Raw genomic sequence first — 16,586 nt, 5'->3', positions numbered from 1 at the left:
AGCCGGCGGAATACTCGCTAGGTAATCGAGTACTACTTACGCATCCCGAAAATACGCGTAGTCCCTACCGTTGAGGTATCACCGCTCACACTTTGATTGCGAAGGTCTCTTATATGTTCCAGCAAGACGCCGGCTTGCCTGCGGGCAGCGGCCAGACAGAAATAGTGTTTCCGGCGCAAAGAAACGGTCATGGCCGCAGTAAGGACCGACCCTTCACCCGCCAGGAGGTCGTTGCCGACATCGTTGAGACCCTGACGTCGGGTTCCGGCTGCGGCATCGTACTCGTGGGCGACCACGGGGCCGGCAAGTCCTTTATCGCCCAGCGCGCCCTGGAGCAGCTCGGCGACGAGTACCTGGTAGTCCAGGTCAGGGGCAGCTCCATATCCTCAAAGCTTCCCTACGGGGCCTTGAGCGTCCTGCTCAACGACCTCGACGCCTCCCACCTCGAGCACCCGCTGATGGTGCTGCGCGGACTGACCCAGCTGCTCCACAACAAATCCGAAGGCCGGCCAATCGTCCTCTTCGTGGACAACGCCCATGACCTCGACGAGCTCTCCAGCATGATGGTGGCCCAGTTGAGCGCCGGGTCCCATGTCACGCTGCTGGCGGCGTGCGTTGACATGCCGCACATCGGCGGGGACATCATGGGCCTGTGGAAGGATGACCTGCTCCGACGGGTGGACCTCGGACCGTTCGACTTCGCAGAGACGGCAGCAACGTTGCACCACGAATACGGCGGCCGGTTCTCCCTGACCGCTGCCCGGGCGCTTTGGAGTGCGAGCGGGGGGAACGCCTTGTTCCTCCATTCCCTGGCCCGGGAGCAGATCAAGCTGGGCACAGTGGTCCGCCAGGACGGTGTGTGGTTCCTGGGGAACGGCCCCATCGCCTTGACCGGAGAGATCCGGGACGTCGTGAAGGCGCGCCTCAACCGGCTCGGCAACGGCCAGCGCGACGTCTTTGAACTGCTGGCACTCGCCGGGGCAGTCCCGCTGCAGACCCTCATGCTCATCGCCAACCCGCAGGATATGGACGCGCTCCAGGAGCGGGCCCTGATCCGGGTCACCCACGATCATCCGCCGATGGTCAGCATCGCCAATCCGGTGACTGCCGGCATTGTCGCCAACGTGGTCCCGCCCGGGCGCAGCGCCGAACTCCGCCGCCGGCTCACGGCCGTGCTCCAGGAATCGGACACGCTGGACACCGGCGGCTCGGCCGGCGTCGCCTGGGCTCTGGACTGCGGGGAAGAGGTGAGCTCCGAGGTCGCCCTGGCCGCTGCCCGCGCCGCGAACGGTGCATCCGACCACGCGGCCGCCTTGCGATTTGTCCAGGAGGTCGAAGGAAGCGAACCCGCCGCCCTGATGGCCATCGAAACAGTCAATGCCCACGTCTCGGTGAACAACGAGGAGTCCGCACGCCGGGTTCTGGAGGCACTGGATGACGGCGCATGCGCCAAGCTTCCCCTGACCGAGTGGACCGCCTTGCAGCTGCTGCGCGTGGAACTGGACAAACGCAGCACCGCCCCGGGCGCCGACCCCGAAGCCCGGATACAGGAGTTCGCCGAGCGGCTGGCTGCCGAGCCCGCCGCGCAGAGTTCAGTTGCAGTTGCAGCCCGGGAGCGGCTGCGTCTGGCGGAGGCTGAACTCGCCGCTTTCCGTGGGCGCTACGACGAGGTCTTGGCCATAACCGACGGCGTGGACGCGGGGGACCTGGGCAGCGAACCAAGGATCCTGACCGCCAGCGTGCGCAGCGAGGCCCTGGCCGTCACCGGCAACGTCGTGTGGGCGCTCGCACTTGGAAAGCAGATCCTGGCGGCCACAGCCGGCGTGCGGCTCACGGACCATGCGGTTCGTGAGATCAGGGGCAGATTCCTCCTCCTCCTTTTGCTCTCAGGCAAGTTCAGGGAAACGTCCGTCTATCTCGAGGACACGTACAGCGGCGCAGAGCCCCAGACCAGGCTGGGCGGGATGTTTGAGATCGGCCACGGCGTCATGGACCTGCATGCCGGACACCTCGACGACGCCTTGTCCCGGCTCCAGGCAGGCCGGTGGCAGCTCCGGGCGCAGGATCCCGACGCTTTGGGCGGCCTGGCCGCCGCCGTGTGTGCCTATGCCGCCGCACTCCAGGGCGAAGAGGAACAGGCTGGCCTGCTACTGGACGATCTTGCCCAGGCCCGGCCGCCCGCGGCCTGGCTGGTGGAACGGCTCACACGCTATTTCGAACTTTCGGCCCAGGCCGAGCTCGGCCAGAGGGCAACGTCCATCCGCGCGCTCTCGGCCGAAGCGGGCAACGACGCCGAAACGTCAGCGCTGGCCCCCGCGCTACTGTTCCAGTCCGCCGCGGCCCGGTTGGGAGACCGCCAGGCGGGCCAGAAGCTCGGCAGCCTGAGCGGGAGGGTGACCGGACAATTCGCGGCCCTGTGCTCACGGCTGGCCGAAGGCATGCGCGAGGCTGACAGCGAACAGTTACTGGCAGCATCCAAGGAAGCTGAGGCATGCGGCAACACCGTGTTCGCCAGGGACGCGGTGCGGAAATCCGTCGGCTGCGCAAACGACGCCGGCAACCGCATCGCGCTGCGGATCGCCCAGCGGGCGCAGCAGTCCCTCGATGACAAGTTCGGCAGTCCGAAGAACGGGCTGCGGTCGCTCACAACCTCAACCCTGACGGCGAGGGAATGTGAAGTGGCGGTCCGGGCCGCTGCCGGTACGTCCAACCGCAAGATCGCGGAACAGATGCACGTATCCGTCCGCACCGTGGAGGGACACCTCTATCAGGTGTATTCGAAGCTGCACGTCGCCAGCCGATCGGAACTTAAAGATGTCATCTCGACTCCGGCAGACAGCGCCAGGCTCGGCTGAGCCCGGCAGACTGCAGGCGGCAACCCGGACGGCTGTTCAAGACGGGCAGAAACTGGCAGGAAGAACCGGCGATGGAAAGCCTGGCTGAGACCTCGGCGCTGATCGAGCGCTCGGCGCTGGTCAAGGACCTGGTGCGTTGCCTGCGTGACGACACCCGATCAGGTGCGCTCATCGTCGGCGGCGCGGGCGCGGGCAAGACCGCCGTCCTCAAGGCCGCCATCCGCGAACTCGAGCCCCACCGCCACCTGATTCGGCTGACCGCCACTTCGGCTCTGGCCAGCGTTCCGTTCGGTGCCCTGGCGCCGTACTTGTCCCGGCTTCCTGACCGGGAACTCGACTCCTACGCAGCCGTCGTGGAAGCGATGGCGCGCAGCCTGAAATCCGAGGCGGACCGCCCTCTGTTTGTGGTCGACGACGCGCATTGCCTCGACCATGGGACCGTCCGGCAGTTGGCGCAGGCGGCAGCGACCGGCGCCGCGGGAATCCTCGTGGCCTGCCGTCCCGGGCCGATGATTCCGGAAGAGTTCCTCGCGCTTTGGGACGACGGGATAATTTCCAAGTTCGACCTTTACCCGCTGAGCCGGATCGGAACCCACCAACTGTGTGAGCAGGTCCTGCGGGCCGACGTCTCTCCGTGGGTCAGTGCGTTGTTCTATAAGGCGGCCGACGGCAATCCGCTCATGCTGATGTCCCTGATCCAGCATGCCCGGGCCAGCGGCGCCTTGGGCCTCCGGCACGGAGTATGGTTCCTGCTGACCAACCCCGACATGGCCCAAGTTCCGGCCGCCGACGTTGTGGACCGGCAGTTGCGCTCCATGACACCGGAGGAAAAGACTGCCGCCACGATCGTTGCCATGGCCGGACCGCTATCCCTGTCCCAGATTCTGCGGATCAGTGGTCCCAAGGCCGTCGATGCCCTGGACACCGCGGGCATCATTGCCGTCTCCACGGGACATGACCGGCTGGTACGGGCCGCCAGCCCGATCCTTGGCGAGATTATCCGCCAGCGGGTCCCGGCCGGCCGCAGTTCGGCCCTGCGTTCGAGCGTGTTGTCGCTTCCGTCGGCACGGGCCGCGGCGCCGGGAGCGGCCCTCAACCGGCTGCGCTGGTCCATGGACTGCGGCGTAGAGATCCCTCCGATCCAGCTCCTGCAGGCCGCTGTTGCCGCGAACACGGACTTGGACCCTGCGACCGCGGGCCGGGTGGCTGGCGCCATCCGGGACGCCCGGTTCCTCCCCGAGGCCCGGATCCAGCTGGCCTATTCGCACTTCATCGCGGGGCACACCGAGGCCGCTGTGGCGTGTCTGGAGTCCGCACAGCCGGTGCCCTCCGGACGGCCGTCCTACCTGGCTGCCCTCCTGGCAGCCCGGCTCGGGTCCGCAACGCCGGCCCGGCAACAGCATCCCGACGCCGGCACGCACCCCCCGGCCTTTGAACTGCCCATCGAAACAGGGCTCCTGGAATCGCGGGCCCGGGATTCACTGTCTGCGGATTTCGCGACGTGCACCGACCTTTCCGGACGCGCTCCGGCGGGACAGCCGTCGGACGTGACAGCCGCCGGGGGGCTGGCCACAGAGCTTCTGAGTCACTCATGGGACGGCAAGTTCGTGGCAGTTGGAACCGTCCTGCGCGAACTCATCGCCGCGGCCGGCGCCTATCCCGAAATCCGGGTCCCGGCAGTTTCCCTCCTCGCCGAACTCTTGACCGCCCAAGGTCAACTCCGCGCAGGGCTGCGTTTGGACGGCGAGGCATGGGGCGGTGCCCGGACCGCAAGCCTGGAACTTCCCTTGGTCTACGAGGACCTCGTGGTGCGCCACTGCCTGAATCTGATCTGGGCCGGCGACTGGGACCGGCTCGGAAATGTCCTGGACGATTACGCGGCCCGTGAGCCTGGGCGGCTGCTGTACAGCGGCGGCATGCTGCACCTCATGCGGGGATACTCGCGGTTGCGCCAGGGCAGGATGCGTGAAAGCCTGGCCGAACTTCGGCTGGGTGTCGAAGAGCTTACTATCGCCGACCCGTTAGGTCTGTTGCCGTTTGCGCGCGCCGTCGCGGCCTATGCCGCAGGCGCCGTCGGACGCCACCATGAGGCCAGCCAGCACGTGCTCGCCTACCGGCTCTCGGTGTACCGGGAGCCGAAAACCCTTCACCTGCTGGCAGAGGCGTACTGCCGGGCGGCTGAGCCCGGAGAAGGGCCCGGAGGGAGCAGTGCCGGGGCTTTGGCGCGGCTGGCGGACGAGGCCCTGCACGAGAGCCTGCGGGGCGTTGAAACCGATATCAGGCGGCTCGCGCTCCGCGGCGGTGACACCTCAGGCGCTGAGGCCCTCGCCCTCAGCAGCGGCGCAGTCGACGGCCCGGAGGCCAGGCTGGTGGAGTCCTACGCGCGAGCGGTGTCGGCGTCGGATGCGTCCGACCTCATCGGCATCAGCGACGACGCGCTCAATGCAGGGCACGGGCTCCTTGCCCTTGAGGCCGCCCAGCAGGCCGAGCGGATCCTGGCAGACGACCCGGAGCGGTGGCGGCTTACCGCGGTCCAGCGCCGGGTCCATCACCGCTTAGTGGAAGCCGGAATGTTGTCACAATTGGAGGTCGTCCGCAGCGACTACGGCACCCCGTTGACTGCCCGTGAGACCGAAGTCCTGGAACTGGTGTCGGGCGGGGCCACGAACGCCGGGATCGCCACAGCGCTCTGTGTGTCACTTCGGACCGTGGAGGGGCACCTGTCCCGGATCTTCGCCAAGCTCGGCGTGGGCCGGCGGGCGGACCTCCTGGACCTCGGCCCGCTGCCCTCCTGACCGGCCCGGCCCCGCATGGCCTGACATTGCTGTGGCGTGCGTACAGCGCGGGTGGCCCGCGGGAACAGCGGGAGTAGCTCCAAGTAGTGCCATGGCGAGTAGGGCGTCAGAAGTCGGGTAAACGCTACTCGTGTGCAGAGTCCGTTAGGGCGATTGACTTAAGCCAGTCCCACGAACAACACCACCCCGAACAACACCACCACGAACAACACCACCCCGAACAACACCAACCCGAACAGCTCCACCCGACCAGCTCACAAAGGTCTCAAGATGAGGAACTTGAGGGCGGTCAGCAACCGCAAGCATGGCCCGAGGAAAGTGTGGTCTCAAATTCCTTGCTTGCGGATGCAGCCACTGCCACCATTAGAGGTGATCGGGCCGTAATCTTTCCCACTAACTCCTTCATTGGAATCGTGCGGTGCCTCAACCGGCAGCCGCGCGCCAAGGTCGGAGCCGGCGGCGTCAGAGCCTTCTGAGACCGAGGCTCTCCCCCCAGCCGCCGCCGGCTCCCTTAATCGGTCTACGCGCGGGTCCGCGCCATCGAGAAGCGCGACCCTGACACGGGCGCCGTCGGGCATCGCCGCACGGGGTAGCGGCGGGTGACGACGTCATGTGTGCAAGCCTTCGCCGGCCCTGGCGTTAAGCGCCGGCATGTCGCGCAGGCCTTGCGCCGAAGCAGTGAGAGCCGGCCGATGTTCCGGCGCCCCTGTCGGCCCACGGCTCCCGCCAATGGGTCCCGGCGACGGACAGCCGCGGCCCCTGCGATCATCGCCGCGGCCCCTATCGTTCGTCGATTGCCATTTTCGGGCAGCACCAGCCCAACCCCCTGGCTGGGCGTTGCTAGCAGCTGCCCTCGGGCAATGCTCCCGTCGCGGTCCGGGTCTTGGCCGCCGAAGGGCACCGCCGCGCGAGCCGATGGCCCCTCGAGCCGGCTTCCGAGGCACGGACCTCCTCTCGCGTTCCGCGGTGAGCGCGTTCCGCGGTGTGCGGGTCCGCAGGGTGGCCGCGCGGGAGGGCTGCAGGAACGTGGGATAATTAGGTTTAATCTGTGTGACGTATTTTGCACGCTGGCCGCCTGGCCGGCGCGGTGTACGCCGCAGCGAACGCCGATCCAGGAGTCTCCGCCATGGTTGCCACCCCAGCCCATCTCCGCCGCTCTGCCGCCGTACTCGGAAACGAGGAGGTCCTGAGGATCCGCAATGACTTCCCCATTCTGCAGCAGCACGTCAACGGCAGGCCGCTCGTCTACCTGGACTCCGGTGCCACCTCGCAGAACCCGCTCAGCGTGCTCGAGGCCGAGCAGGAATTCTATGAACAGCGGAACTCCGCGGTCCACCGTGGGGCACACCACCTCGCCGTCGAGGCCACCGAGGCGTTCGAAAACGCCCGGGAAACGGTGGCGGACTTCGTCGGGGCGGAGTGGGATGAGCTGATCTGGACCTCCAACGCCACGGAGGGCCTGAACCTGCTCACCTACTCCTTCCTCAATGCGTCCCTGCCGGGCGCCGGACCCGAAGCGGCCCGGTTCGCCCTGGCCCCGGGCGACGAGCTCGTGGTCACGGAGATGGAGCACCACGCCAACCTGATCCCCTGGCAGGAGCTGGCGGCCCGGACCGGCGCCGTCGTGAAGTTCGTCCCGATCGACGACGCCGGTGCCCTTGACCTGGAGGCCGCCGCCGGCATCATCGGCCCGCGCACCCGCGTCCTGGCGTTCACGCACGCGTCAAACGTCCTCGGCACCATCAACCCGGTGGCCGCCCTGGTGGCCCTGGCCCGGTCCGCGGGGGCCCTCGTGGTGCTCGACGCCTGCCAGTCCGCACCGCACCTGCCCCTGGACGTCAAGGCGCTCGACGTCGACTTCGCGGTGTTCTCCGGCCACAAGATGCTTGCCCCCACCGGCATCGGCGCCCTCTATGGCCGCTCGGAGCTGCTCAACGCGATGCCGCCGTTCCTGACCGGCGGCTCCATGATCACCACCGTCACAATGGAACGGGCGGGTTTCCTGCCCAGCCCGCAACGCTTCGAGGCCGGCACCCAGCGCATTTCGCAGGCCGTGGCACTCGCCGCGGCGGTAAATTACCTCAGCGAAACCGGAATGGACCGCATCCACGCCTGGGAAGCCGAACTCGGCCAGCGCCTTGTGCGCGGCTTGGAGTCCATCCCCGGGATCCGGGTGCTGGGTCCGGCGGCCGGGCAGGAGCGGATTGGCCTGGCGGCATTCGACGTCGCGGGCGTCCATGCGCACGACGTCGGCCAGTTCCTGGACAGCCGCGGCATCGCCGTGCGGGTCGGCCACCACTGTGCCCAGCCCCTGCACCGCCGGCTCGGGCTGGCGGCGACGACGCGCGCCAGTACGTACCTTTACAACACCACGGACGATGTGGACGCGTTCCTGAACGCGGTCGCCGATGTCCGTGCCTACTTCCAAGCCTAGGACGGACATCCATGAGTCTCGACCAGCTTTACCAGCAGATCATCCTCGAACATGCCAAGGCCCGGCACGGCAGCGGCCTGGCCGCCGCGGACGCGCCCAAGGAGGCCAGCTGCGGCCAGTCCCACCAGCTGAATCCGACCTGCGGCGACGAAATCACGGTCCGGGTGTCCGTGGCCGGCGGGAAGGTCAGCGAGCTGCGCTGGGACGGCGACGGCTGCTCGATCTCGATGGCCTCGGCGTCCGTGCTGACAGACCTCGCTGAGGGCATGACGGTCGAGGAACTCAGCACCGTCATTGACAGCTTCCGCGAGGTGCTGCGCTCGCGCGGCAAGGTGCCGGCCGACCCGGAGGTGCTGGGCGACGCCGCGGCGTTTGAGGGCGTGTCCCGTTATGCTGCCCGGGTCAAATGCGCCATGCTCTCCTGGGTGGCCACGGAGGACGCCCTCGGCCAGGCGCTGACGGCCTGACGGCAACACATCAGGGCCGGCCCAGGCCCTTATAGGTCCAGCCGGCCGCCCGCCACTTGGCAGGGTCCAGGACGTTGCGGCCGTCCAGGATGCGCGGCGCGGACACGAGCGCTTTGGCCGCGTGCGGATCCAGCTCCCGGTAGGCCTGCCACTCGGTCAGCAGCAGCACGGCATCGGCCCGGTGCAGCGTCGTCTCCAGGTCCGGTTCCAGCTGGAGTTCGGGGAAGCGCTTGGCGGCGTTGGGCAGGGCCTGGGGATCGGTGACCGTCACCACGGCGCCCTGCAGCTGCAGCTGCGCGGCGGCGCTCAACGCGGGGGAGTCCCGGACGTCGTCGCTTTCGGGCTTGAACGCCGCGCCCAGGACGGCGACCCGCTGGCCGAGCAGGGACCCGCCGCACAGTTCGCGTGTCAGCTCCACCACGCGGGTCCGGCGCCGCATGTTAATCGCATCCACTTCCCGCAGGAAGGTCAGAGCCTGGTCCGCCCCCAGCTCGCCGGCGCGGGCCATGAAGGCACGGATGTCCTTGGGCAGGCACCCGCCGCCGAATCCGATGCCTGCGTTCAGGAACTTCCGCCCGATCCGCTCGTCGAGCCCGATCGCATCGGCCAGCCGGGTGACGTCGGCGCCGGTGGCTTCGCAGACCTCGGCCATGGCGTTGATGAAGGAAATCTTGGTCGCGAGGAACGAGTTGGCTGCCGTCTTCACCAGTTCCGCCGTGGCGTAATCCGTCACCAGCCGGGGTGTTCCGACCGCGAGGGGAGTCTCGTAGACCCTGTCGAGGACGGCCACCGCGGGATGGTCTTCGTTGCCGTCCGGCGTGCCGTAGACAAACCGGTCCGGGTTCAGGGTGTCTGTCACGGCATGGCCTTCGCGCAGGAACTCGGGATTCCAGACCAGCGAGGCTCCGGGCTCTGCGTTCGCCAGCACTTCGGCCAGGCCCGCGGCGGTTCCCACGGGCACCGTGGATTTGCCGGCGACGACGTCGCCGGGGGAGACGTATTCAGCGAGCGAGGCGACGGCGGCGTCGACATAGCGCAGGTCGGCGCCGTTTTCGCCGCGTTTCTGCGGCGTTCCGACGCAGATGAAGTGGACCTCGGCGCCGCGGGCGGCCGCCATGTCGGTGGTGAACCGCAGCCGGCCCGACTCCTCAAGTTGGGACAAGAGTTCGTCGAGCACGGGCTCGTAAAAGGGGGCGTGGCCTGCTGAAAGCTGTGCCACCTTGTGTTCGTCGACGTCGATTCCGACGACGTCGTGACCCAGCTTTGCCATGCATGCGGCATGGACCGCGCCCAGATAACCGCAACCAATAACCGAGATCCGCATAGTTCCGATTTCCTCCCGTCGGCCCTGTTCACAGGGTACGTGGTGGACGTCGGGATCGCACAGCCTCACGGCGTGCCATGAACAGCCTGGCCGCGAGCGCGCCGGCCAGGGCGCCGATCGTGTTGGCGGCGACGTCGGCGACGGACGGAAAGCGCGCCGGCAGGAACGCCATCTGGCCGAGTTCGATCACGACGGCGAGGATGAACCCGGCAACGGCCCCGCCCCACCAGAGCCGCAAGCCCAGGATGATGGCGACCAGGGCGCCCAGCGGAACAAACAGGATCACGTTCGAGGAAAATTCCACCACCCCGTAGTCGAACCAGGGAGGAACGCCCCAGCTGTGCAGCTGCCGGAGCCACCGCATGAGGTAAGTGGCCGCGCCCCGGTCAACGGGCACCGGCCAGAAGGCAATCGGCGCAGTGTGCGCGTGCCGCCGCCGGTGTGCCGGATGCTAGCTGAGCAGCCCGGCCACGCCAATCGCCGCCGTCGCGGCCCCGAGCAGCATGGAGATGCTGACCAGGACCACATGGACGGTCAGGAAGCGCGTGGCCTTGCCGTTGGCGTCACGGGCACGCGGATCCTTCATGACCCGGCGCAGGAACTGCGGCCAGACAATCAGGGACCAGACGCCGGCGACGATCAGGACGACGGCGAGGACCGCGGGCAGTTCCACGGTGTCAGTGGCTTTCGAGCCAGGCCTGGGCCTGCTGGGACTGCAGGTTCAGGGCCTTGCCGACCATCGGTTCTGCGGCGTCGGCGATCTTGCCGCCAAGGAACGGCACCGAGGAGGTCACGTCGCCCTCGAGCTCGATCCGGGTGTTGCCGCCGTCGGACACGAGACGCTGGACAGCCTTCACGTCCAGCGGGGCGCCGGAGACCTTCAGGGAGATCTTGCTCTGCCGGGAGCCGTCGGCGGCGGGGGCCTCCCAGGCCTCCAGCTGGGTCACCTTCAGACTTTCGCCAACAAATTTCCGGGCAATGTCGGGCATCCGGGTGGTGGGGATGGTCCGCACGGTGGTGGTGTTGAAAGCGCCGGCGGTGTCACCGTCGATGGCGAAGGATTCCAGGGTGCCGCCGACGAGTTCGCTCGTGTGGCGCAGGAAGTCTTCATTGACKAAAACCGCGGTGACGCGGTCGACGCTGTGCGGAACGGTGGTGGATGCACTCAGGGCCATAGGGGGTCCTCCATGATGTGGAAGTGGACGTTTCGGGCTCCAACATCCTACGTGGTGTGGCGGGCTGGCTCCGATTCGAGGTTTTCCAGATCCCGGGCGGCGGCCGTGATATTCCGCGACATGGCGGGAAAGATGACGCTGTGGAACGGCAGCACTGCGAGCCAGTAGAGGCGGCCGCTCAGGCCCTTGGGGAAGAAGATGGCGCGCTGGCGGTAGCGGCTGCCCGTCCCCTCCGGCTCCACCGAAAGTTCGAGCCAGGCCCGGCCCGGGGCCCGCATTTCGGCCCGCAGCCGCAGCAACCGGCCACGGTCGATCCGCTCGACCCGCCACCAGTCCACCACCTCGCCCTCGGCCAGCAGGTGCGGGTGCCGGCGGCCGCGCAGCAGCCCCGCCCCGCCGGTGAGCTTGTCCAGCCAGCCGCGCACCTGCCAGGCCAGTGGCAGGGAGTACCAGCCGTTCCGGCCGCCGATTCCTTCGATGATGGTCCACACATATTTGGGGTCCACATCGCTTTGGAAGCTGCGCTCGTCCACGTACACGGCGTGGCCGGACCAGTCCGGGTCGCTCGGCAGGGGATCGGCGTCGACGCCGGCGCTGGCCCACGTGGTCTCCACCTGGCCGTCGCGTTCCTTGCCCAGGGCGAGGGCCACGGCCCGCCGGTAGGGGGTCAGGCCGCCCTCCGGCGCAGGGATGTACGCGTCGATGTCGTGTTCGGCGGCGACGGCGTCGTGCTGGAGTGATTCGACGAGCGGCAGGGACATGGAGAGCGGGATGGGGGTGGTCAGTGCCACCCACAGACCGGCCAGTTTGGGGGCCGGCACCGGCAGCGCCAGCACCACCCGGTGCGGCAGGCGGGCCTCGGCGGCGTATTCCTGCATCATTCCGGCGTAACTGAGCACCTGACGGCAGCCGATGTCGAAGGTCCGGTTGATGGGTCCTTCCAGCGACGCCGCCGCCACGAGGTAGTACAGGACGTCACGGACCGCGATCGCCTCGATCTTGTTGCGCACCCAGCTCGGGGCGGGCATCAGCGGCAGCGTCTCGGACAAATGCCGGATCATTTCGAACGACGCCGAGCCCGAGCCGATCACGACGCCGGCCTGGAACACCAACGCGTCCACCGGGCTGTCCAGGAACACCTTCCCCACCGCCTCGCGGGAGCGCATGTGAGTGGACAGTTCAGCCCCGGCCGGGTGCAGGCCGCCGAGGTAGACGATCCTGTCCACTCCGGCGGCGGCCGCGGCCCGGGCGGCCGTCCCGGCCATCGTCTTTTCCTTGGCCTCGAAGCCGGCCCCGGCCGCCATGGAATGGACCAGGTAGTACAGGACGTCGACGCCGTCGAGCGCCGCCTGCAGGGCGTCCCCGTCGTCGAGGCTGCTGTGGATCACCTCGACGTCGTCCAGCCAGGGCACGCCGGCGATCTTGGCCGGGGTGCGGACCACGACTTTGACCCTGTGCCCGGCTTCCAGGAGCCGGGGGACAAGCCGGCCGCCGATGTAGCCGGTGGCCCCGGTGACGAGCACGGTCTTAGGGGATGCGGCCTTTGCGGTGGCTGCCTGCGGGGCTGGAACAGGAGTTCCAGCGGGTTCGGGGGTTGCGGTTGTGGCGTTCATGGTGACTCCTTGTCAGCCAGCAGTTGGCGGGTGGCCTACCAAGCCATTCGGTGCGCGGCCCGCGTTGGATGGGCCGCCCGCTCCTGAAGCCAGCCTAGCCCCGTCGGCGGCGCCCCGGGCAGGTCCCGCCGGCCGGGCCCGTCGGCGGGCCCCGAGGCTCCGCGGTAGGCTTGGAGGGCCCGGGATTCTCGCGAATTTCGGCTATTCGTGTTGCCTGCACCCCGTGATCCCATCAGGAGCAACAGCTATGAGCCTCAACGGCCCCTCTCTCACCGGTTTGCGCCGTGTCCTCGCCGAAGACCGGAACTACGCCCGGATCCAGGCCGAGGCCGCCCGCGGGTTCGCGGCCCGCAGCGAGGATTACCAGATCAGTGCCCCGGCCGGAATGCGGTCCACGCTGCTCGCGGAAATGGCGGACGGACTCGCGGCCCTGGCGGGAAACGAAACCGGCTCTGCAGGGGCTGGCCGGGGAGTGCCCGTGGTCCTGGCCGTCACCGCGACCGGCCGCGAGGCCGAGGACCTGACCGAGGCCTTGCGCGCCTTCCTGCCGGCCGAGACGATCGCGGAGTTCCCCAGCTGGGAGACGCTGCCGCATGAGCGGCTCTCCCCGCGCTCGGACACCGTGGGCCGGCGGCTGTCTGTGCTGCGGCGGCTCGCGCACCCCGAATCGGCCACCGCCGGTGCGCTGCGCGTGGTGGTGGCCCCCGTCCGCGCCGTCGTGCAGCCGATCGTCGCCGGCCTCGGCGAACTGGTTCCGGTGACCTTGAAAGTCGGCCAGGAGGCCCCCTTCAGCGGTGTCGTCAAGAGCCTGGCCGACGCCGCCTACGCCCGGGTGGACATGGTGACCCGCCGCGGCGAATTCGCCGTCCGCGGCGGCATGCTGGACGTCTTCCCGCCCACCGAGGACCACCCCATCCGGGTCGAGTTCTTTGGTGACGAGGTGGACCAGATGCGCTGGTTCGCCGTCGCCGACCAGCGCTCGCTGACCGCACCCGGCCTGCACCATCCCACCGAACTCCATGCCCCGCCGTGCCGCGAAATCCTGATCACACCCTCCGTCATGTCCCGCGCCGCCACCCTGAAGTCCCAGCTCCCGGCCGCCGCGGACATGCTGGAGAAAATCGCCGGCGGCATCGCCGTCGAGGGCATGGAATCGCTGGCCCCCGTGCTGGTGGACGCCATGGTGCCGTTCCTGGACCAGCTCCCGGCGGGTTCCATCGCGGTGGTGATCGAGCCGGAGAAGGTCCGCACCCGGGCCCACGACCTCGCCGCCACGAACGAGGAATTCCTCGAGGCCGCCTGGTCCACGGCGTCCGACGGCGGCACCGCACCCCTCGATTTAACTTCCGCGGCATCCGTTGCCCTGCACTCGGCCAGCTTCCGTTCGCTGACCGAAACCCGCACCGCCGCCCTCGAGCACGGCGTCTCCTGGTGGTCCATCACATCACTGGCCAGCGACGAGGAGCTGCTGCCCGACGTCGACGTGCTGAACCTGCACGCCCGGGAACCCCGCGGCTACCAGGGCGACGTGGCGGAAATGATGGACTTCATCGGCTCCCGCGTCCGGGACCAGTGGCGGATCGTCGTGGTCACCGAGGGCCCGGGCCCGGCGCAGCGCCTCGCCGAACTCTTCCACGACAACGACATCCCGTGCGCGCGGGTGGACACGCTCGAGGCCGATCCGCAGGCCGGGCTGATCGAGGTGACCACCGCCGCCGTCGGCCGCGGTTTTGTCCTGGATCCGCTCAAGCTGGCGCTGCTGACCGAGGCCGACCTGCTGGGCCGGACCTCGGCCGGTTCCACGAAGGACATGCGCCGGATGCCGTCCAAGCGGCGGAATGCCGTGGATCCGCTGCAGCTCGTGGCCGGGGACTCTGTGGTGCACGAACAGCACGGCATCGGACGGTTCGTGGAACTGATCCAGCGCAAGGTTGCCGGTGGCGGCGAGGGCATGCGCGAATACCTGGTTCTGGAGTACGCCCCGTCCAAGCGCGGGGCCCCGGGCGACCGGCTCTTCGTGCCCACCGACCAGCTGGACCAGGTCACCCGGTACGTGGGCGGCGACACTCCGGCGCTGAGCAAGATGGGCGGCGCGGACTGGGCGAGCACAAAGTCCAAGGCCCGCAAGGCGGTCAAGGAGATCGCCGGCGAGCTGATCCGGCTGTACTCGGCCCGGATGGCCTCCCGCGGCTACGCCTTCGGCCCGGACACCCCGTGGCAGCGGGAACTGGAGGAGGCCTTCCCATACGTGGAGACCCCGGACCAGCTGACCACCATCAACGAGGTCAAGGCCGACATGGAGCGGGAGATCCCGATGGACCGGTTGATCTCGGGCGACGTCGGCTACGGCAAGACAGAGATCGCTGTCCGGGCCGCGTTTAAGGCGGTCCAGGACGGCAAGCAGGTCGCCGTGCTGGTGCCCACCACGCTGCTCGCCCAGCAGCACTACGAGACGTTCACCGAACGGTTTTCCGGCTTCCCCCTCGTCGTCAAGCCGCTGTCCCGCTTCCAGACCGGCAAGGAGGCCAAGGAAACCGCCGACGGCGTCAAGGCCGGTTCCGTGGACGTCGTGATCGGCACGCACCGGCTGCTGTCCAAGGACTTCGGCTTCAAGGACCTCGGCCTGGTGATCGTGGACGAGGAGCAGCGTTTCGGCGTCGAACACAAGGAAGCGCTGAAGAAGATGCGCACCAACGTCGACGTCCTGGCCATGAGCGCCACCCCGATTCCGCGCACCCTGGAAATGTCCCTGACCGGCATCCGCGAAACCTCCACCCTGGCCACCCCGCCGGAGGAACGGCACCCCGTTCTGACGTACGTGGGCCCGTACACGGACAAGCAGACTTCCGCCGCGATCCGCCGTGAGCTGATGCGCGAAGGCCAGGTGTTCTTCGTCCACAACCGGGTGTCCACGATCGACCGCACCGCGGCGAAGATCCGCGAACTTGTCCCGGAGGCCCGGGTGGAGGTGGCGCACGGGCAGATGTCCGAGAGCCGGCTGGAACAGATCATCGTGGACTTCTGGGAAAAGCGCTTCGACGTCCTGGTTTGCACCACCATCATCGAGACCGGCCTGGACATCTCCAACGCCAACACCCTGATCGTGGACGGCGCGGACAAGTACGGCCTCTCCCAGCTGCACCAGCTGCGCGGACGTGTAGGACGAGGCCGTGAACGCGCCTACGCCTACTTCCTCTACCCTTCGGAAAAGCCGCTGGGCGAGGTGGCGCTGGAACGGCTCAAGGCCGTCGCGACGCACAACGAGCTCGGCGCCGGCATGCAGTTGGCCATGAAGGACCTGGAGATCCGCGGCGCCGGCAACTTGCTCGGCGGCGAGCAGTCCGGCCACATCCAGGGCGTCGGCTTCGACCTCTACATCCGGCTGGTCGGCGAGGCCGTGGCCGAATACCGGGGCGAGGCGGAGGAGAAGGCCGCCGAAATGAAGATCGAACTGCCGGTCAACGCGCACCTGCCGCACGACTACGTGCCGGGCGAACGGCTGCGCCTGGAGGCTTACCGCAAACTCGCCAGCGCCATCACCTACGAGGCGATCGAGGAGGTCCTCGCGGAACTCGTGGACCGCTACGGCGAACTGCCACTGCCGGCCACCAACCTGATCGACGTCGCCCGGTTCCGGGTGGGCGCCCGCGAGGCCGGATTGTCCGACGTCGCGCTGCAGGGCAACTTCATCAAGTTCTCCCCGGCGCAGCTGCCCGAGTCCAAGCTCATGCGCCTGACCCGGATGTACCCGGGCGCGCAGGCGAAGCCGGCCCTGGACGCCGTGCTCGTACCGAAACCCAAGACCGCCAGGATCGGCGGCCGGGACCTGCAGGACGCCGAGATCCTGGAGTGGGCCAACGGCGTGATTCGCAACATCTTCTCCGACGCCCCTGTCTCTGCCACACCGGCGGTGAAATAAAAGA

General features: G+C 68.3%; 10 protein-coding genes. 5 read left to right on the top strand and 5 right to left on the bottom strand.

The annotated features are described in order from the left end of the window. Positions 1–113: 113 nt before the first annotated feature. From AC1DZV_RS12780 to sufU, 4 genes are all read left to right on the top strand, one after another. On the top strand, positions 114–2,855 hold the full coding sequence (locus tag AC1DZV_RS12780; RefSeq protein WP_476953847.1) for a LuxR C-terminal-related transcriptional regulator: 2,742 nt from the start codon (positions 114–116) through the stop codon (positions 2,853–2,855). A gap of 71 nt (positions 2,856–2,926) precedes the next feature. Further along, positions 2,927–5,650: a helix-turn-helix transcriptional regulator gene (locus AC1DZV_RS12775; protein WP_476953846.1), complete on the top strand. Its 2,724-nt coding sequence runs from the start codon at positions 2,927–2,929 to the stop codon at positions 5,648–5,650. 1,126 nt (positions 5,651–6,776) lie between these two features. Then, positions 6,777–8,084 (top strand): aminotransferase class V-fold PLP-dependent enzyme, encoded by a 1,308-nt coding sequence (locus tag AC1DZV_RS12770; protein WP_476953845.1) that lies wholly within the window; start codon positions 6,777–6,779, stop codon positions 8,082–8,084. An 11-nt stretch (positions 8,085–8,095) separates the two neighbouring features. After that, positions 8,096–8,551 (top strand): Fe-S cluster assembly sulfur transfer protein SufU, encoded by a 456-nt coding sequence (sufU, locus tag AC1DZV_RS12765; RefSeq protein WP_476950437.1) that lies wholly within the window; start codon positions 8,096–8,098, stop codon positions 8,549–8,551. Between the two features lie 10 nt (positions 8,552–8,561). On the opposite strand, the gene AC1DZV_RS12760 is transcribed toward sufU, so the two are convergent. The 5 genes from AC1DZV_RS12760 to AC1DZV_RS12740 are packed head-to-tail and all read right to left on the bottom strand — an operon-like array spanning position 8,562 to position 12,663. Then, positions 8,562–9,875, bottom strand: a complete 1,314-nt coding sequence (locus AC1DZV_RS12760; RefSeq protein ID WP_476950438.1) for a UDP-glucose dehydrogenase family protein — start codon at positions 9,873–9,875, stop codon at positions 8,562–8,564. A 28-nt stretch (positions 9,876–9,903) separates the two neighbouring features. Beyond that, on the bottom strand, positions 9,904–10,272 hold the full coding sequence (locus tag AC1DZV_RS12755; RefSeq protein WP_476953844.1) for a VanZ family protein: 369 nt from the start codon (positions 10,270–10,272) through the stop codon (positions 9,904–9,906). A gap of 54 nt (positions 10,273–10,326) precedes the next feature. Further along, entirely contained in the window at positions 10,327–10,548 is a 222-nt protein-coding gene (locus AC1DZV_RS12750; RefSeq protein WP_476950440.1) for an SCO4848 family membrane protein, read from the bottom strand. A gap of 4 nt (positions 10,549–10,552) precedes the next feature. Beyond that, a complete protein-coding gene (locus AC1DZV_RS12745) occupies positions 10,553–11,050 on the bottom strand; it encodes a DUF2505 domain-containing protein (protein WP_476953843.1) in 498 nt (165 codons plus the stop codon). 47 nt (positions 11,051–11,097) lie between these two features. Then, positions 11,098–12,663: an SDR family oxidoreductase gene (locus tag AC1DZV_RS12740; protein WP_476950442.1), complete on the bottom strand. Its 1,566-nt coding sequence runs from the start codon at positions 12,661–12,663 to the stop codon at positions 11,098–11,100. A 247-nt stretch (positions 12,664–12,910) separates the two neighbouring features. On the opposite strand from AC1DZV_RS12740, the gene mfd reads away from it, so the two are divergent. Next, the gene (gene mfd, locus AC1DZV_RS12735) at positions 12,911–16,582 is read left to right on the top strand and encodes a transcription-repair coupling factor (protein ID WP_476953842.1); all 3,672 of its coding nucleotides are present in this window, start codon (positions 12,911–12,913) and stop codon (positions 16,580–16,582) included. The last annotated feature ends 4 nt before the right edge of the window (positions 16,583–16,586 follow it).

The sequence above is a fragment of the Arthrobacter sp. P1_D12 genome (genome assembly GCF_056406175.1).
This window is presented reverse-complemented; position numbering and strand designations above follow the sequence as displayed.